At 44.6% G+C, this 19,499-nt stretch carries 17 protein-coding genes; all 17 read left to right on the top strand.

The features are described 5' to 3' along the window. Positions 1-257: 257 nt before the first annotated feature. Positions 258-617, top strand: coding sequence for a hydrogenase maturation nickel metallochaperone HypA (gene hypA, locus AC0IWZ_RS20205; RefSeq protein ID WP_034499458.1), 360 nt, complete (start codon positions 258-260; stop codon positions 615-617). After that, positions 610-1,473 (top strand): hydrogenase nickel incorporation protein HypB, encoded by an 864-nt coding sequence (gene hypB / locus AC0IWZ_RS20200; RefSeq protein ID WP_034499456.1) that lies wholly within the window; start codon positions 610-612, stop codon positions 1,471-1,473. Before hypA ends, hypB begins: the two co-directional genes overlap by 8 nt. Next, positions 1,464-1,724, top strand: coding sequence for a HypC/HybG/HupF family hydrogenase formation chaperone (locus tag AC0IWZ_RS20195; protein WP_471678612.1), 261 nt, complete (start codon positions 1,464-1,466; stop codon positions 1,722-1,724). Before hypB ends, AC0IWZ_RS20195 begins: the two co-directional genes overlap by 10 nt. Beyond that, the gene (gene hypD / locus AC0IWZ_RS20190; protein ID WP_471679111.1) at positions 1,724-2,845 is read left to right on the top strand and encodes a hydrogenase formation protein HypD; all 1,122 of its coding nucleotides are present in this window, start codon (positions 1,724-1,726) and stop codon (positions 2,843-2,845) included. Before AC0IWZ_RS20195 ends, hypD begins: the two co-directional genes overlap by 1 nt. 99 nt (positions 2,846-2,944) lie before the next feature. Then, on the top strand, positions 2,945-3,955 hold the full coding sequence (gene hypE / locus AC0IWZ_RS20185; protein ID WP_034499451.1) for a hydrogenase expression/formation protein HypE: 1,011 nt from the start codon (positions 2,945-2,947) through the stop codon (positions 3,953-3,955). Between the two features lie 140 nt (positions 3,956-4,095). Then, complete coding sequence (gene flhA, locus AC0IWZ_RS20180; protein ID WP_034499449.1) at positions 4,096-6,180, top strand: formate hydrogenlyase transcriptional activator FlhA; 2,085 nt, start codon at positions 4,096-4,098, stop codon at positions 6,178-6,180. A 41-nt stretch (positions 6,181-6,221) separates the two neighbouring features. Continuing rightward, positions 6,222-6,569 carry an HNH nuclease YajD gene (gene yajD / locus AC0IWZ_RS20175; RefSeq protein ID WP_172892934.1) on the top strand — a complete coding sequence of 116 codons (348 nt, stop codon included), beginning with the start codon at positions 6,222-6,224 and terminating at the stop codon, positions 6,567-6,569. Between the two features lie 1,268 nt (positions 6,570-7,837). Further along, the gene (wecA, locus tag AC0IWZ_RS20170; protein WP_471678613.1) at positions 7,838-8,929 is read left to right on the top strand and encodes a UDP-N-acetylglucosamine--undecaprenyl-phosphate N-acetylglucosaminephosphotransferase; all 1,092 of its coding nucleotides are present in this window, start codon (positions 7,838-7,840) and stop codon (positions 8,927-8,929) included. A gap of 74 nt (positions 8,930-9,003) precedes the next feature. Beyond that, entirely contained in the window at positions 9,004-10,137 is a 1,134-nt protein-coding gene (locus AC0IWZ_RS20165; protein ID WP_471678614.1) for a polysaccharide export protein, read from the top strand. A 2-nt stretch (positions 10,138-10,139) separates the two neighbouring features. Further along, positions 10,140-10,574: an arsenate reductase/protein-tyrosine-phosphatase family protein gene (locus AC0IWZ_RS20160; protein WP_410373236.1), complete on the top strand. Its 435-nt coding sequence runs from the start codon at positions 10,140-10,142 to the stop codon at positions 10,572-10,574. 23 nt (positions 10,575-10,597) lie between these two features. Further along, the gene (locus AC0IWZ_RS20155; RefSeq protein ID WP_471678615.1) at positions 10,598-12,745 is read left to right on the top strand and encodes a polysaccharide biosynthesis tyrosine autokinase; all 2,148 of its coding nucleotides are present in this window, start codon (positions 10,598-10,600) and stop codon (positions 12,743-12,745) included. A gap of 22 nt (positions 12,746-12,767) precedes the next feature. Next, positions 12,768-13,760 carry an EpsG family protein gene (locus AC0IWZ_RS20150; protein WP_410373238.1) on the top strand — a complete coding sequence of 331 codons (993 nt, stop codon included), beginning with the start codon at positions 12,768-12,770 and terminating at the stop codon, positions 13,758-13,760. A 77-nt stretch (positions 13,761-13,837) separates the two neighbouring features. Then, positions 13,838-15,040 carry a hypothetical protein gene (locus AC0IWZ_RS20145; protein ID WP_471678616.1) on the top strand — a complete coding sequence of 401 codons (1,203 nt, stop codon included), beginning with the start codon at positions 13,838-13,840 and terminating at the stop codon, positions 15,038-15,040. Between the two features lie 59 nt (positions 15,041-15,099). After that, positions 15,100-16,017 (top strand): polysaccharide pyruvyl transferase family protein, encoded by a 918-nt coding sequence (locus tag AC0IWZ_RS20140; protein WP_410373240.1) that lies wholly within the window; start codon positions 15,100-15,102, stop codon positions 16,015-16,017. After that, the gene (locus AC0IWZ_RS20135; protein ID WP_471678617.1) at positions 16,010-17,062 is read left to right on the top strand and encodes a glycosyltransferase family 4 protein; all 1,053 of its coding nucleotides are present in this window, start codon (positions 16,010-16,012) and stop codon (positions 17,060-17,062) included. Before AC0IWZ_RS20140 ends, AC0IWZ_RS20135 begins: the two co-directional genes overlap by 8 nt. A gap of 63 nt (positions 17,063-17,125) precedes the next feature. Then, positions 17,126-17,938 (top strand): glycosyltransferase, encoded by an 813-nt coding sequence (locus AC0IWZ_RS20130; protein WP_471678618.1) that lies wholly within the window; start codon positions 17,126-17,128, stop codon positions 17,936-17,938. A gap of 102 nt (positions 17,939-18,040) precedes the next feature. After that, positions 18,041-19,480 (top strand): capsule assembly Wzi family protein, encoded by a 1,440-nt coding sequence (locus tag AC0IWZ_RS20125; protein WP_471678619.1) that lies wholly within the window; start codon positions 18,041-18,043, stop codon positions 19,478-19,480. Positions 19,481-19,499 lie beyond the last annotated feature (19 nt).

Raw genomic sequence — 19,499 nt, 5'->3', positions numbered from 1 at the left:
TTATTGAAATTATTGAGTTTTGTATTAATTGTCAGCAAATAGCCACAGTAATGACATGTCATTTCGACATGTTTGACGGGGGAATGTCAGCATTGTTTATGCTTATGCCTGGAATGGTGATTTTCCGTTCACCGTTTCGGTAAGTTCAGGTGTCGGTAAACTTTCAGTGAACGGAATAAATTCGGTCTGTCAGAGAAATGGATATAAACCCTGGCATTATCCTTGCATTACCTCCCCCAGATATCCCCGGAGGTAATATGCACGAAATCACCCTCTGCCAACGCGCACTGGAACTCATCGAAGCTCAAGCCCGCCAACATGGCGCGACCCGCGTCACCGGAGTCTGGCTTGAAGTGGGCGCTTTCTCATGCGTTGAGCAAAGCGCGCTGGAGTTCTGTTTCGAATTAGTGTGCCGCGACACATTAGCCGAAGGCTGTCAGCTTCATATTCACCAACAAGAAGCGGAATGCTGGTGTTACGACTGCGAACAGCACATCACTTTGCTAACGCAATTGGTTCGGCGCTGCCCGCTTTGCGAAGGTAGCAATTTACGCATCGTGGCGGATGATGGCGTGCAGATTAAACGTCTGGAAGTCGAGGAGACAAATCATGTGTAGTACTTGTGGTTGCGCTGAAGGCAACTTGTATATAGAAGGCGACGAGCGCAACCCGCACTCGGGTTTCCGTAGCGCACCTTTCGCACCAGCCGCGCGAGCGCTAACGCCAATCACCGGCGTGAAGTTTGCCCCAACCGCCGATGAACAAGGCGATTTGCATTATGGTCACGGTGCCGCAGGCACTCACGCACCGGGCATGACGCAACGCCGGATGCTGGAAATCGAACTTAACGTGCTGGATAAAAACAACCAGCTCGCCGTATATAACCGCGAACAGTTCGCGAAACAGCAACAACTGGTGCTGAACCTGGTTTCAAGCCCAGGCTCCGGTAAAACCACGCTGCTGACCGAAAGCCTAAAACGCCTGATTGGGCGTGTGCCTTGTGCGGTCATTGAAGGCGATCAGCAAACCGTGAACGATGCCGCGCGTATTCGCGCCACCGGCACGCCAGCCATTCAGGTGAATACCGGCAAAGGTTGCCACCTTGATGCGCAGATGATTCGTGATGCCATGCAGCGTCTGCCGCTTGAACGCGATGGCATTCTGTTTATCGAAAATGTCGGCAACCTGGTCTGCCCGGCGAGTTTTGATCTCGGCGAGCGTCATAAAGTGGCGGTGCTTTCGGTTACCGAAGGCGAAGACAAGCCGCTAAAATATCCGCATATGTTTGCTGCGGCCTCCCTCATGCTGCTCAACAAAATCGATCTGCTGCCGTACTTACAGTTCGACGTCGATAAATGCCTCGATTACGCCCGCCAGGTGAACCCTGATATTGAAATCATTCTGGTTTCTGCGACCAGCGGTGAAGGCATGGAAGAGTGGCTGAACTGGCTGGAGGTTGAACGATGTGCATAGGCATTCCGGGCCAAATCGTCGAGCGTTTGCCAGACGGTAGCGCCAAAGTCGATGTCTGTGGCATCAAGCGAGACGTCAATCTGATGCTGGTGGGCGACGCGCAAATCGGCCAATGGGTGCTGGTTCACGTCGGTTTTGCGATGGCTATTATTGATGAAGCCGAAGCTCGCGACACGCTCGACGCGCTACAGAATATGTTTGAAGTGGAACCTGACGTCGGTGGCCTGCTGTTTGGGGAAGAACGCAGATGATGCATTTCGTAGACGAATATCGCGCTCCGGAAAAAGTCATGCAGCTTATTGATGTGCTGCGTGAACGCGCGCCTAAACTGCCGTACACCGCACAGCGTCCACTGCGCATTATGGAAGTTTGCGGCGGCCATACTCACGCTATCTTTAAATTTGGCCTCGACCAGCTTCTGCCGGAGAATATCGAATTTATTCATGGCCCTGGCTGCCCGGTGTGTGTGTTGCCGATGGGGCGCATTGATGCCTGTATTGAAATCGCCAGCCACCCTGAAGTGATTTTCTGCACCTTTGGCGACGCGATGCGGGTGCCGGGTAAAAATGGGTCACTGATGCAGGCCAAAGCACGCGGTGCGGATGTGCGCGTGGTGTATTCGCCGATGGATGCGCTCGCTTTAGCCAGCCAGAATCCGGACAAAAAAGTGGTGTTCTTTGGCCTCGGTTTTGAAACCACCATGCCGACGACAGCCATCACGCTGCAACAGGCGAAAGCGCAGGGCATCACTAATTTTTACTTTTTCTGCCAGCACATTACTTTGATTCCTACGTTGCGCAGCCTGCTCGAGCAGCCGGATAACGGCATTGATGCGTTCCTCGCTCCCGGTCATGTCAGCATGGTGATTGGCACGGCTGCCTATAATTTTATTGCGACACAGCATCAGCGCCCGTTGGTGGTGGCTGGCTTTGAGCCGCTGGATTTATTGCAGGGCGTGGTGATGCTGGTGGAGCAAAAAATTCATCAGCACAGCAAAGTGGAAAACCAGTACAAACGTGTGGTGCCCGATGCGGGCAATAATCTTGCCCAGCAGGCGATTTCAGAGGTGTTTACCGTGTGTGGTGATGCTGAATGGCGCGGACTTGGCACCATCAGTGATTCTGGCGTGCAACTGACCGATGGCTATCGCCAGTTCGATGCGGAAGATCATTTCAAACCGGCTCCGCAGCAGGTTTACGACGACCCGCTCGCCCGCTGCGGCGATGTGCTCACTGGGCGTTGCAAACCCCATCAGTGCCCGATGTTTGGCAAAGCCTGCAATCCACAAAATGCGTTTGGCGCGTTGATGGTTTCCTCCGAAGGAGCCTGCGCCGCATGGTACCAATATCGCAGCCATGAATGCGAGGCATAAAACCTTTTCGTTGGATGACGCTAACGCTTATCCAACCTACAAAAACGAGTCCAATGTAGGTCGGATAAGCGCAGCGTCATCCGACACAGGTAAAAAATCATGAAAACTATCGAACTCGCCCACGGCAGTGGCGGCCAGGCAATGCAAAAGTTGGTAGCTGACTTGTTCGTACAAGCGTTTGATAATCCGTGGCTGGCAGAGCAGGAAGATCAGGCGCGTTTACCGTTGGCTGAACTCACGGCCAGCGGCGATCGTTTAGCCTTTTCAACCGACAGTTACGTGATTGACCCGTTGTTTTTCCCCGGTGGTGATATCGGCAAACTCGCGGTTTGCGGAACCGCCAACGATGTTGCAGTCAGTGGCGCGACTCCTCGCTGGTTATCCTGCGGGTTCATTCTTGAAGAAGGTTTACCCCTTGAAACGCTGGAGCGCGTGGTCAGCAGTATGGCGGCTACGGCAAAAGCAGCGGGCATCGCGGTGGTGACGGGCGATACCAAAGTTGTACAGCGCGGGGCGGCGGATAAGCTGTTTATCAACACCGCGGGCATTGGCGCGATTCCGGCAGGTTTGAGCTGGGGTGCGCAGCAAATTAGCGCAGGCGACGTGCTTATTGTTAGCGGAACGCTGGGTGATCACGGAGCGACAATCCTCAACCTGCGCGAATCATTGGGGCTGGAAGGGGCGTTAATCAGCGATTGTGCGGTGCTGGCACCGTTAATTGCGCCGCTGGTGAATATCCCCGGTGTAAAAGCGCTGCGCGATGCCACGCGCGGTGGCGTGAATGCCGTGTTACATGAGTTTGCCGCATCCAGCGGATGTGGAATGGAAGTCGCTGAAAGCCAGCTCCCGTTAAATCATGCGGTACGTGGCGTGTGTGAACTGCTCGGCCTCGATGCGCTTAATTTTGCCAATGAAGGCAAACTGGTGATTGCGGTTGCGAGGAGCGCCGCAGAAAGTGTTCTTGCCGCTTTACAGGCAAATCCATTGGGGCAAGATGCCGCTATTATCGGTGAAGTGGTTGAGCGCAAAGGTGTCCGGGTCGCCGGATTATATGGCGTTAAACGGACGCTGGATTTGCCGCATTCAGAGCCACTCCCGCGTATTTGTTGACCTGAGCCATAAACGCAGTGTGCTGTCCTGGCTACACTTAAGCGCTATTTATATGACAAATCGCTAGGCGTTTAGATTTTGTAGGGTGGATAAGCGCCAGCTTCATCCACCCCCTCCGCACCACCAATTGGATAAGCACAATGCCATACACACCGATGAGCGATCTCGGGCAACAGGGTCTATTTGATATAACGCGCACCCTGTTGCAGCAACCTGATCTCCCGGCACTTGCTAACTGCCTGACGCAAATGGCAAAGCAAGGTGCGCTGGCAGACAGAGTGAATATTCTGCTTTATCATCCGCTGCATCAGCGTGTGTCCTTTTTTGGCACGGATAAGCATGGCAAGGAATGGCATTACGAAGATGAAATGGTGTTGGCAAATGGCCCGGTGCGGCGCGTGCTCTCACGCCCGGAAGCGCTGATCTGCACCCATGAAGAATTTAGTGATACCTGGCCGCAGGTACTGAATCTCGAGCTATATGCGCCGTTTGGTCGTTATTGCCTGTTGCCGTTGGCTGCCGAAGGTAAAATTTTTGGTGGCTGCGAGTTTATTCGCAATAACGACGCTGAATGGACAGATAAAGAACTTAACCGCTTACACACCATGGCACAGGTTGTCGCGCTGGTGGCGGAACAAATTCAGAGCCGCCTCGACTCAAACCTGGGTTATCAGCAGCTTTGCCGCGAACGCGACGATTTCCGTATTCTGGTGGCGGTCACTAACGCCGTGCTTTCCAAGCTCGATCTCGACGAACTGATCAGCGAAATCGCCCGTGAGATTCACCACTATTTCTCTATCGATTCCATCAGTATCGTGCTGCGGACCAACCGCAAAGACCGCCTCAATATCTATTCCACCCACTTTGTGGAAGAGCAATCGCCAATCCATGATCACAGTGATGTCGCTCTGGCGGGCACGCTTTCAGAGCGGGTGTTTAAAAGCGGCGAAATGCTGCTGTTGAATTTGCATCACGGCGATCAACTTGCGCCGTATGAACGTATGTTGTTCGAGATGTGGGGCAACCAAATTCAAACGCTGTGCCTGTTGCCGCTGACTTTCGGCAATAACATGCTGGGCGTGTTGAAACTGGCGCAATGCGAGGCGGGCGTATTCACCCCACAAAACCTCAAGCTGCTACGGCAGATTGCAGAACGTATTGCGATTGCGGTGGATAACGCCCTGGCGTACCAGGAAATCAATCGTCTGAAAGAAAACCTGGTGGACGAAAATCTGTATCTGACCGAGCAAATCAATAATGTCGCCAGCGATTTTGGTGAGATTATTGGCCGCAGCGACGTGATGTCAAATGTGCTCAAACAGGTTGAGATGGTCGCGAAAAGTGACAGTACGGTGCTGATCCTCGGTGAAACGGGGACGGGCAAGGAGCTGATTGCACGGGCGATTCACAATCTGAGCGAGCGTAACAGCCGCCGGATGGTAAAAATTAACTGTGCGGCGATGCCTGCCGGATTGCTGGAAAGCGACTTGTTCGGCCATGAGCGCGGTGCCTTTACGGGTGCTAACACTCAGCGCATCGGCCGTTTTGAGCTGGCGGATAAAAGCTCGCTGTTCCTTGATGAAGTCGGCGATATGCCGCTGGAGCTGCAACCCAAACTGTTGCGCGTGCTTCAGGAACAAGAATTTGAACGCCTCGGGAGCAACAAAGTTCAGCAAGTGGACGTGCGTTTAATCGCTGCGACCAACCGTAATCTCAAGGAGATGGTGTTGGAGCGCGAGTTTCGCAGTGATCTCTATTACCGTCTGAATGTCTTCCCGATTATGTTGCCGCCGCTGCGTGAGCGCCCGGAAGATATCCCGCTGCTGGTGAAATCCTTCACCTTTAAAATCGCCCATCGCATGAACCGCAATATCGACAGTATTCCGGCAGAAACGTTGCGCGCTCTCAGCCGTATGGACTGGCCGGGTAACGTGCGTGAGCTGGAAAACGTGATTGAACGCGCGGTGCTGCTGACTCGCGGCAATGTATTGCATCTTTCCCTGCCGGAAATGGACTACTGCGTGCCGGAAGAAAAACCGATGCAGTTGGTGGCGAGCGAAGAGGTTCGTGAAGGCGAAGATGAAGCCCAGAGAATTATGCGTGTGCTTAAAGAAACTAACGGTGTAGTGGCTGGCCCGCGTGGTGCCGCGCAACGCCTGGGATTAAAGCGCACCACGCTGCTTTCTCGCATGAAACGTTTGGGGATTGATAAAGAGGGAATATAAACTAGTTATAACCCTACATTTTTTACCAGGTAATAGCGATTATGGCTCTGATCCCAAAAAACTACACGCGGCTGGAAAGCGGCTACCGTGAGAAAGCACTGAAGTTGTTCCCGTGGGTATGCGGACGCTGCTCGCGTGAGTTTGTGTATTCTAATTTGCGCGAACTCACCGTACACCACATGGACCACGACCATACCAACAACCCGGAAGATGGCAGTAACTGGGAGTTGTTATGCCTGTATTGTCACGATCACGAGCACTCAAAATACACCGAAGCTGACCAGTACGGTTCGACTGTCATTGCGGGCGATGACGCGCAGAAGGATATTGGGGAAGCAACATACAACCCATTCGCAGACTTAAAGTCGATGCTCAACAAGAAGAAGTAGTCGGGCGCACCACCTTTCAATGCATTCAGGTGGGTAACGCACCGTTACTCACCTTTTAGCGTCTTAACTCTTTGATTCCCCCTTGTAGCTTTCCATTTCAGGCCTTTCAGAATAATCTCGGGCCGTTTACGGAATTTTCGCAGTTTTTCAAATTTCCGCCTCACTGCTTGATTGATCACCGCTTGAAATTACGCGCTCACAAATCATGCTGATTCCGCAAAAATTCGGCACGGCATTTGTGCCAGCGGAATAAAAAACACCCAACACGCCAATATAGCTATTACTTTTTAACCTTATAAACAGTGCCTTCTGCCCTTTTCAGCGCCTAAATTCAGCCGCGGATTTTGTGGTATTTCCTTCTGACGGTAGCCGGAGACGCTGAAGATAGGGTTTTTGCTTTTACCCGAAACGCCAAAATGCCCGCCAAAAATCCCCTAAAACCTCCGCAGACTTTGGACATTACCGAATAGAAATATTTCGGACCAGAGAAATGCACGATATTCTCGATAAAAATCATTATTTTTCAGATTGTTACTGTGTTTCTTTAAATGGGGGTTACAACTGGATTTCACCGTTTTTATGGGAGAGAAATACACTTCACATTATGCTGTATCAGAAAATTCCTGGAGCATTTATTGACCGCATGAAAGGTCAAGAAAAGCACTTCTTGCACAAGATGTTGGGTTTAAAGTCAGTTAACAGTCAGCACTTTTAACTCAATATTCATCCGTTTCATCCTCGAACGTTATTTCTTATATATGGCAGGATTTTAAATATCGATATCAATGAAAATTAATCAATCATTAATTGAATAAAGTGAGTCTTACGATAAACATTTTATTAAAGGGCGTATTTTCTGCTGCGTAATAAACAAAAATACACCAAGAAATAAATCATGATCAACGTGGGAGTTAGTAATATATTAATAATTTCAAATATCTTGGTAGTAATTAATTAAATTAAACCTGGCTTTTTATTATAACGAAATTGTTCGTATCTTGTTGTTTTTAATGTGTTTTAATATTATTGCAAAAAACTAATAACGCTACGAAACTTTTCAGATATGAATGAAAGTAAAAACATGTCTTTTTGCGATGATAAAAACGATGTCATATGATTCGTCCGACTTCACTATTCCATACATTAATAATGTTACATGGGTAGTGCTGCTCGCGTATATGAGAAATGGATTTTTTGAATGGCAAGTGGATATTTTCGCTTTCGCCATGGGCGGTAGCGTTCTTGAAGATAAATAAGGTATTACCATCATGAGTAAAGATATTTTCATCATGTTTATAACAGCGATGATTGCTCTCCTTATCGCTCGCGTGGTGGCCTTGAAGTGTGGTCTGGTCGATAAACCCGGTGGGCGTAAACAGCACAAAGGTGAAGTTCCTCTGGTGGGCGGTATCTCTTTCTATTGCGCAATTGCGATGTTTTACATCTTCATGCCTGAAACGCTGCCTTACAGCGAAGCGCATTTCCTGACTTACCTACTCAGCATCTCTTTATTGTTGCTGGTAGGCATTGCTGACGATCGCTTTGACCTTCCCGTCGTGCCGCGCGTGGTTATTCAGGCCATGTCCGCCATTATTTTGATGGTTGATGGCCTGTATCTGCACACGTTTGGGCATGTGCTGGGGTCTTTCGAACTGGTGTTAGGGCCGGTGGGCTATTTGGTCACGCTGTTAGCGACCTGGGCGGCAATCAATGCCTACAACATGATTGATGGCATTGATGGATTACTCGGTTCGGTAGCGGGTGCAACCTTTGCCGCGCTGATGGTGGTCTTTCTTCTGGCCGGTTCAGAAATACGCGCAATGTGGTGTCTGTTAATGATAGTCGCCTTAATCCCCTATTTGATGCTCAACATGGGGTTAATCGGCAGCAAACGGCTGAAAGTATTCATGGGTGATGCAGGCAGCATGGTGATTGGTTTTACCGTGTTGTGGCTCGTGATGCTGAGTAGCCAGGGTGAGAACGCCGAAATGGCGCCGGTTATTGCATTGTGGCTGATAGCTCTGCCGTTGATGGACATGGTTGCCATCATGATTCGTCGAGTGCGCCGTGGACACAGCCCGTTCCACCCGGATCGCGATCACTTGCACCACATCCTACTGCGCAGCGGGCTAACGTCTCGCCAGACGGTATTAGTGATGACGATCCTCACGGCCACTATTGCAGGTTTCGGCATTGTGCTTTCCATTTTAGGGACGCCTGAATGGCTCTCTTTAGTGTTCTTCTTTGGGTTATTTATCAGCTACTTGTTAGCGAACAATCGGCTGCAGTCCCTTAACCCAGATATGAGAGCGCAATTTAGCCGGCCAGGAACCGCAACGTTCACTGCCAGTAATCGTTAACACCCCCTCTATTTTCCTGGCGTAAACCCCAGCGTGTCTGGGTTTTACACTCTTTGATGAAGTAAGTGACCAACATGATGACTGTAAAATTAGCAGCTGTTCCGCTTATGATTTCAGCTGTTTTACTCAGTGGCTGTACGATTGTGCCTGGCAGCAACCTCACGACCTCCGGTAAAACCATCGTCAATAAAGACGACACCGTGAATATCAATGACAAAGTCAATGTCTATCGCGTGACGCCAAAATTGATTGAGTCACTCACTGCCGCACCCGTAGTGGCACGGACTAACCCGCAGTTAGAAAGCGAAGTTCAGGATTACCAATACCGAATTGGCGTAGGCGATGTGCTGATGGTCACAGTGTGGGATCACCCGGAACTGACGACGCCAGCGGGCCAGTATCGCAGTGCTTCCGACACCGGTAACTGGGTGCAATCCGACGGCACGATCTTCTACCCGTACGCAGGCAAGGTAAAAGTGGTGGGCCGTACACTCGCCCAGTTGCGCGAGGAGCTGACCAACAAACTGGCGGCTTACATTGAAACGCCGCAAATCGACATCAGTGTCGCCGCATTCCGTTCCCAAAAAGCCTATGTAACGGGTGAAGTCGCCCGCTCTGGCCAGTTGGCAATTTCTAATGTGCCGCTAACCATCATGGATGCGATCAATCAGGCCGGTGGCCTGGGGGAAAACGCCGACTGGAATAACGCGGTGCTGACCCACAACGGTAAAGACGAGCGAATTTCCCTGCAGGCGCTGATGAAAAACGGCGATCTTCAACAAAACCGCCTGATGTACAACGGCGACATTCTGTATGTGCCGCGTAACGATGACCTGAAAGTGTTCGTGATGGGAGAAGTGAAAAAGCAAACCACGCTCAGAATGGACCGCAGCGGTATGACACTGACCGAAGCGCTGGGTAATGCGGAAGGCATCGACCAGATGACATCCGATGCGACGGGTATTTTCGTTATTCGCTCGACACGCGCTAAAGAAAATAGCGGCAAAATTGCCAACGTCTATCAGTTGGATGTTTCCGATGCGACAGCGTTGGTGATGGGCACTGAATTCAAACTGCAACCTTATGACATCGTGTATGTCACCACCGCACCAATTACTCGCTGGAATCGCGTGCTGGGTCAGTTAGTCCCAACGATTACAGGGGTTAACGACATGACTGAAACCGTCCGCATGATTAAGAACTGGTAATTATGTTTGATTCAATATTAGTGGTTTGCATCGGCAATATCTGCCGCTCCCCAACCGGGGAGCGGTTATTACGAAAAGCTCTGCCGGGTATAAAGATTGATTCTGCTGGATTAGGTGCGCTGGTTGGTGAAGTTGCCAACCCAATAGCGGCACAAGTTGCTGCGGAAAATGGCTTAACGCTTGATGGGCATTGCGCCCAGGCATTCTCTTCAGAGCTTGCGATGCAATATGACCTGATTCTGGTGATGGAAAAATCCCATCTTGAGCGCATTAAAAAAAACTACCCGGAAGCGAGTGGCAAAACCATGTTAATGGGTCACTGGCAGAACCAGCTTGAAATTGGCGACCCCTACAAAAAAAGCCGAGAAATGTATCAACTGGTTTATACACAGCTGGCTCAAAGCACCGCGCGTTGGGTTCTGGCATTAAAGAAATAGATACCGTAAAGAGATGTCGTTAAATGTCTGAAGTAACCTCTAGTTTTAATAAAAACAATAATCGAAATGAAGAAATTGACTTGCGCGAATTATTAGGCGTGTTGCTTGATAATAAATGGAAGATAGTGATCGTTACCAGCGTCTTTACTATTATGAGTATCGCTTATTCTTTATTGGCAACTCCAATTTATAGCGCAAATGCGCTAGTGCAAGTTGAACAAAGCACGAGTAGCAGCGTATTGAGTAAACTTTCAGACATTTTGCCGGACAATAAACCTGAGTCACAGACCGAAATAGGGTTATTGCAGTCTCGCTTGGTACTAGGACAAACGGTTGAACAGTTAGGGCTAGATATGATTGTTCAACAAAAGCATTTCCCATTAATTGGAAAAGGGTTGTCTCGAGTTTTTGGCAATCATGATGGGAATATTGCTATTTCGAGATTAAATGTACCAGATGAATTATTAGATATTCCATTTACTCTCACGGTGCTTTCAACAGATAAATATAGCGTATCAATCGATGGCTTAAGTCTGACAGGAAAGACAGGGACGCTATTAGAAAAGAATGGCATACGTATACTCGTGAGTGATATTGAAGCACCCGTAGATACAACTTTTGTTATAACCAAATTGGCAAAACTCACAGCTATTAATAATTTGCTGGATAACTTCGCTGTTTCTGATCTAAGTAAAGACAGCGGTATGTTACAACTCACTTTTAAAGCAGATAGTGTTAAGAAAGCCACTGAGGTATTGAATAGTATTGCCAACAATTACCTGCAACAGAACGTTGGCCGTAAATCTGAAGAAGCTGCTAAGAGCCTTGATTTTTTGAAAGAGCAGTTACCTCTGGTGCGCTCACAATTAGATGAAGCTGAAACCCGATTGAACGTATTCAGGCAGAAAAATGAATCAGTTGATTTATCATTAGAAGCTAAATCTGTCCTTGATAATACCGTTGCTTTAGATGCGCAAATTAACCAGTTAACCTTTAAAGAAGCGGAAATATCAAAGCTTTATACAAAAGATCACCCCGCTTATCGTACATTATTGGAAAAGAAAGAAATCTTATTAAAAGAACGAGACAAACTGAATGTCCGTATTGGTAACATGCCTAAAACTCAACAGGAAATATTGAGTCTTACTCGTGATGTGCAGTCCGGGCAGGAAGTGTATATGTTGCTATTAAATAAACAGCAGGAATTGAATATCAATAAAGCGAGTACTGTAGGTAACGTACGTATTGTCGATATGGCAGTTACTGATACAAAACCGGTCTCACCAAAGATAGTGATAATTGTATTTTTAGGTTTTGCAGTTGGGTTATTCATTTCAATAGCATTTTGTTTAACACGTCGATTCTTGCATAACGGTATTGAGAGCAGCGAGCAAATTGAAGGGTTAGGCCTAAACGTGTATGCGGCTATTCCTGCTTCTAAATGGTTAAAAGACCGAAACCAGAAAATGGATAAAAGCAAACGCAAAACGGTTCGCTCAATCAATTTACTTGCCAAAGATAATCCAACAGACCTTTCAGTCGAAGCTATTCGTAGTCTGCGAACCAGCCTTCACTTTGCAATGATGCAGGCCGAGAATAATATTTTGCTTATTTCTGGGGCAACACCCGAAGCAGGAAAAACATTTGTCAGTTGTAACCTTGCTGCTGTTATCGCGCAGTCCGATAAAAAAGTACTCTTGATCGATGCCGATATGCGTAAAGGCCAGGTTCATCATGTTATTGGATGTAATGAAAAGAATGGCCTTTCCGATATGTTAATTGGTAGGAAATCCTTTGATGAAATTATTAAAAAAACAGAGGTTGATAATCTTCATTTTATTTCAAGAGGACAGGTGCCACCAAACCCTTCTGAACTGCTGATGAATGCAAACTTTAAACATCTGATGGTTTGGGCTGCTAGTCAATATGACATTGTTATTGTTGATACTCCTCCCGTCCTTGCCGTAAGTGATGCTTGCATCGCCGCTAAATATGCGGGCACAATAATGTTAGTTGCTCGCTTTCAGCAAAACACCTTGAAAGAAATGGATATTTCAGCAAAACGGTTTGCACAAAATAACCTTACTGTGAGCGGAATAATATTTAATGGTGTTGAAAAACGTACCAGTAATTATTATGAGTATGGGGCCTATAATTATTATTCATCGTGAATATTTTTGATGAGAATGTCTAATGACTTTAGAGTTGATTTTTTATAGCATTTTATTTGTTGCAGGAATAGTGAGTTGTTTTATTGAAAATAGAACAAAGACATATTATTTCATTACGTTCTCATTGTTTCTTGTCTTCTCAATAATAATGAGAACATCCGGGTTTGATTTGGATATCAATGCTTATGCCGTAAACTTTAAGTTAGAGTCTTTAGATCTATATTATTTAAAGGAACCTGTGTTTTGGTTGTCATCCAGATATGTTTATAAGCTTATCCACTCTGATGAGGTTGTCTTTGTATTATATGATGCTCTATCATTTATAATTGTGCTGTGGACAACAAGAAAACTAAATCTACCAACCTACTATCCATACTTGTTTTTATTATTTTTCCCATCGTTAATGGGGATGGAAAATATATACAGGCAGTATTTATCTATGGTGTTGTCATCGTCATTTCTGGCAATGTGCATGCTTGATGATTCATTCAAAAAGAAAATGAGTGTTGGGTTGTTGGCCGGATTGACTCATAATGTATTTTTCTTGTTCTTTACAATTTATTTATTATTCAATAAAAAGAAAAAAAACAGTCTGGTTTTTATATTAATCAGCATAGTTTTTCTGTTCGCAATACAGTTTGTATTATCCACTAAATCAAATTCGGAAACAGGGGAGTTAGGGGCAGGGGTTTACTTGGCAATGTCATTAGCTCTATTAGGTTTTTACTGTGTCTCATACCAGTTCAAACTTGATGATCTAAGTAAAAAAGTTATGCATTTACAGGTTTATTTTATCTCATTAATTGTCGTTTCAATTAGTTTGATGGGTGGTGGACAATCCAAGCGGATAGGAATGTTTTGCTTGGTATTAATGTTAATCCCAACGGTTATTGCTATAGAACAAAATTACAAGGAAAAGAAAATTGTTAGAGTTGCATTTTTTATAGTGGCAATATTACCAACTTATATATTTTCATCCTCTCGTGATATGTTACTAACAGCAATTATTAAATAGCTTTAAACAAAATGCATTATTTTATAATACATGCAAAGTGGCATGTTAAATTAATATAAAAACAAACAAGTGTATAAATGATGTTAGTCAAATTAAGTAAACTTTGTAAATATATTGATCAGTTTTCTTTCGCAGCTTTAAATGTTGGAATGATTTTCTTTGCATCCCGATTCCTTGATAATTCCCAAGCAGCAAAATATATAATTATAAATTCTTACTCTTCTTTTAGTCTGGTGGTAATTGTATCACTAGTAATTTCACCATTTTGGGTTTTTAGTGTAGAGAGAAAAACTCAAGGTTATCATTATAGACTGTCTTTAAAATTGACGATTTTGATAAGTTTTATATCAGCGACATTACTCTCCTCATTCATGTTCTATAGGGAACAAGACTGGAGGTACGGTCTGTTAATTTTTGGTTTATCAGTTTGCTATCCATTGTATGATTTTTTGCGCCGTAGTCTCTATATTGTTAAGAAGGAATTTATCTCAGCAATACTTTCGGCGTTACTATTGTTGGTTTCAACCCTGAGTTATTGCCTGATGTATTTTTGTGGCGCGCGTGAAGCTGGAGATTATCTTTCAGCTCTCATCTTCATAATGAGCATTATATCTTTGATAATAATGATCATTAATAATAAAAACTATCATTCATATCCTTTTGAGGAGGATCTTAAAAAAATACTCCTTGAATACTGGACAATAGGTAAATGGTCGGCAGCCTCAATGCTTTGTTTTTGGATTATTACGCAAGGCAGTTTTATTTACCTTGAAAAAGTAATTGATAATGAACAGTTGGTGTTTACCAGGCTTGCATTGAGCCTGGCGGGAATAATAGCTATATACTTTTCAGCTGTAGAAAATAAGCTCATGCCTGAAATTAGAGGGATAGTATACAGTGGAGATTCAAATCTACTGTTCTCCCTTTGGAGATGTTATTTTAAAAACGGGTTGATTATTTCATTCGTATGCACTCTATTTGTCGTTTTGTTCTATATGATATTTTTCGACATCAATCAATATCAATTGTCTATCATATTGCTTATGTGTTTGTATCAATCCATTAGCGGTGTTTTTAAATTTAGTTCATTCCACCTTAAAGCTAAGAAGCTTCATCGATCTGTATTTTTCTGTAATCTTATTTCAGTAATAATTGTAGTTTTATTTTATATGGGTGTAGGCACAGATAACTCATTTTCATTGCCATTAATTATATTAGCTAACGGGATTGTAAGTTCTTTATTGTATAGCTATTTTTTACATATTAACCGAGGTGTATAACATTGTTTTTTGATAACGCATCATCAAAAATAGGGATTTTGAACACAAGTATTTGTTCAATGAATATTGGTGATTTCATCATCATGGATTCGGCATATAAACAAATTTCAAAACTGTTTCCTCAGTCACAGAAAGTGCATTTCCCTACCCATGAAAGAATTACTCGTGTGGGAATGAAAAGACAAAAAGAAATCTCAATCAATATTCTTTGCGGTACTAATTGTCTCAATTCCTCTATGTTATTACACAGACAATGGAATGTTGATCTTTATAACGCCTTCTTTATGAAAGAAGTGATTACTTTAGGTGTTGGTTGGACTAATTATCAGGATAAGCCTGGTCCTTACACCTCTTTTTTATTGAGGCATATTCTCAGTAACACCCATATGCATTCTGTCCGGGATTCATATACCGAAAAGCTTTTGAAAAGTGCCGGCATAACGAATGTTGTCAATACTGCCTGTGCGACAATGTGGGATTTAACAGAAGATCACTGCGCACAAATCGTTCCTAAAAAATCTAAGGATGTAATATTTACGCTGACTGATTATAGGAAAGATTATGCAAAAGATTTGATCCTGATTGAAGCGTTAAAGAAATCATATGATGATGTCTACTTTTGGGTACAAGGCTCTCAGGATTATGAGTACTTCCAGTCATTTGGTTGTTTAATTAATGGTATTAAAGTTGTACCAGCAAACCTTTCCGACTTCGATTACGTCTTAGAGAATGTTCCGTCTATAGATTATGTTGGAACACGTTTGCATGCGGGTATCCGAGCTTTACAGAAATTAAGAAGAAGCATCATTATTTCTGTTGATAACCGGGCAGAAGAAAAAAGAAAAGACTTTAATCTGCATGTAATCTCACGTGATCTTTGTGTTGATGAATATGTGAGTATTTTCAACGAGGAACATAGCGCTAATATTTCTTTGCCGCTTAAGTCGATTGAGCTATGGAAATCTCAATTTGAATAAAAACATTCTTTTTTTGGTCTCTTCTTTAACAAGAGGAGGGCCAATAAATCAACTTTATGAACTTATTAGCAGTGAAGCATTTCAGGATTGCCGCAGCACAATTTCAATAATTTCTTTATCTTCTTTGGATGTAAAAAGATCTCGCGCTTTGGATTTCATAAAATTGGGGTGTCATGTAGAGTCATTTAACGATGATTCTTATAATTTTTTGAAACTTTCAAGAAAAATGGTTTCATATATAAAAATTAATGACATTGATGTCGTTGTTTCACAAGGGATTAGGTCTGACGTTTCTTTATCGCTCGTTATCAATAAGATAAAAGCAAAATGTTATTGTATTTTGCATAATTATATAGGACCGGACTATAAGTTAACATATGGTAAGTTGTTATCGAGATTGATGATTAACTTTCATTTATATGCATTGAGGCGATTAAATGTAATTTCCGTTTCACAAAGCGTCGCAGACTATGTGAAACAAAATTATAATCTTACAAGCACGTCTATAAAAAATGGTGTGCGTTCTGTTGATTACACTCCTTCTACAGCTGAACACCCGCCCATCAAGTTGATTTATGTTGGTGTAGTTAATAAAAGAAAGAGAGTGAAAGAGTTAGTCGAGTGTTGTAATCAGTTAGAACACGACAATGTTACCCTAAGCATTGTCGGAAGTTGTGAGAGTAATGATCTGAATAAAAAAGACAAGTACGCAACATATCTTGGGCAAAGAAATGATATTCCTGAACTTCTTTCACAGCACCATATCTTTGTTTCTTTTTCGGCTTTCGAGGGGCTACCAATGGCTGCATTAGAAGCATTGGCGACGGGTACTCCTTGCATTTTGTCAGATATTCCACCGCATAAAGAGATCATTGGAATAAGCCCGAACTTTGGTTGTATTTGTGATATTAACGATCCCAGGTCCCTTAGCGATGCGATAAAATACTGCTTAAATTTAAATCCGCTTGATATAAAGCGTGACTTTGATCTTTTCTTATCTTCAGAGGTCATGGCGAGTTCCTATTACGGGATTTTAATGAAATAACCGTCGTATAGCAGGTATCTATAAATTTGATTAATTTCTTTCTAATATTGAGAATGGACTAATATGAAGAATAAAATATCAGTTATTATGAGTTTATATAAAAATGATACACCTGAGTACGCCACTGCTGCGATAGAAAGTTTATTATCACAAGATGTTTATTGCGATATATTGATTTATCGCGATGGTAAGGTAAGTGATGCCTTGCAGGCGGTACTTGATGGTTATTCTGAAAACACGCGATGCAAAATATTCGAATTTGATGAAAATAAAGGACTGGCAACTGCGTTAAATTATTTAATTGAGCGATGTCTGGAGGGGGGTTATAAGTTTATTGCTCGTATGGATAGTGATGATATTTCGCATCCTGATAGACTCCTTAAACAAATGAACTATATGAAAACATGTAGTGATATTGATGTATTGGGAACGTCTTGCCATGAATTTGGCGCTAATTTTGCTTTAGACCAAAAACATCTTCCTCTTTGCCATAATGATTTATTGAAGTTCAGCATTATCAGATGTCCTTTTATTCATCCATCCGTCATGTTCCGCCGCAAAGTTTTCGAGAAAGGTTTCCGTTATCCGGTGGATACTACGTTAACTGAAGACATGGCATTATGGTTCTACCTGCTACATAACGGCTTTAGATTTGCCAATATCAAAGACGTACTGCTGGACTATCGGCTTGATGAGGATACGGTTCATCGCAGAAAAGGATTTAGTAAAGCGTTAAGTGAAATCAAGCTAAGAAGTAAATATATGTGGATGTTAAAGCAGACCTCAATAAAAAATATTTTATTGATATATTCTCGCATCGTATTCCATTTAATGCCAGCCCACCTTTTACGAATTGCTTATAAATGGGCGAGATAAGTTAACAAACTCTTTTTAATTATAATTATTTAATAGATAGCGTTCCTGTCAAGCCCCTTCGTTTATTAATGGAGTTTCTGAATATACCAGAAAGGATATCCCGTGGGTTCGTTCAAAGATAATGTTATTCGTGTCACAGTCAGTATTACCTTATTAAGTATCAGCATCACAGCAAATGCATCGGGATTACTTTTACCCGATGAAATGCTGCGCAACGATCTGGCCTTTTTGTCCGAAAGGGGAATTATCAACCTCGGACTTTCCACCTGGCCTCTTAGCCAGGATGAGGTTGAAAGGGCGCTGAAAAATGCCCGAACGCAAAATGCATCTGAGCGCGTGGTCCTACAACGAGTCGATCATCGATTGGCAGCCCTGAAATCCAACGCGCGAATCACCGCTCACTCATTTAGCCATGAGACTGGTACACCGCAAGGATTTGCCGATTCAGTTTATGCTGGACAAGATCTTTCGCTGGCGTTGAATCTCGGTGGCGAAGAATGGGACGTGCATTTGCAGGGCAACGCAGAAGCGGACATGCAGATAAGCAATGGTTCCCGTTTCAACCTCAACAGTTCTTATGCCGGAATGAAGTTTTTTAATCAGTGGTTAGCTTTCGGGCAGATCCCACAGTGGTGGGGGCCGGGCTATGAAGGCAGCCTTATTCGTTCTGATGCAGCACGTCCGGTCACAGGGTTTTTAATGCAGCGTGCAGAACAAACTGCCCCCGAAACCTGGTGGTTGAACTGGATTGGGCCATGGCAATATCAACTGACTGCAGGCGAACTCAATCAATACACCGCGGTTCCCCATACGCTACTCACCGGTGGACGAGTGACTTTTACCCCGCTGTCTTCACTTGAACTTGGTGCGTCGCGCATGATGCAGTGGGGAGGGGATGGGAGACCAAAGTCATTCAGTACATTTATGGATGGTATAACCGGGCAAGATAACACCGGAACCGGTAATGAACCGGGCAACCAGTTGGCCGGTTTTGATTTCAAATTGAAGCTTCAACCCTCGCTTGGGTGGCCAGTCAACTTTTATGGTCAGATTATTGGAGAAGACGAAGCCGGTTTCATGCCTAGCGGAAATCTCTTCCTCGGTGGCGTAGAAGGCCATCATATAGTCGGAAAAGATGCCATTAACTGGTATGTCGAAGCTCATGATACGCGCAGAAACTTCGGGCGCCTGGGTTCCAGCTACACCCATCATATTTACACCGATGGCTATTATCAGCAGGGATATCCGTTGGGTGATGCTATTGGTGGCGATGGGCGGCTACTTGCGGGCAAGGTGGAACTGGCTACTGAAGACAGCCAGCGCTGGAGTGCTCGTTTGGTTTACGCGAGGGTCAATCCTGAAAGTAAGGAAATTAACCAGGCTTTCCCTCGGTCAGACACTCTGACAGGGCTGCAACTCGGCTGGAGCGGAGATGTTTATCGCTCGGCGAGGCTGAAAATGGGCATCTGGTACACCGAAGCAAAACACAGTGATAACGATGCCGGTGTGGGCGTCGGGGCGGAAATCCCGTTCAACTGGTAATCAGCACGCTAAACTGTCG

This window comes from Buttiauxella sp. AC142 (assembly GCF_979253435.1).
The sequence above is the reverse complement of the archived record's forward strand: the minus strand, read 5'-3'. Positions and strand labels throughout refer to the sequence as shown.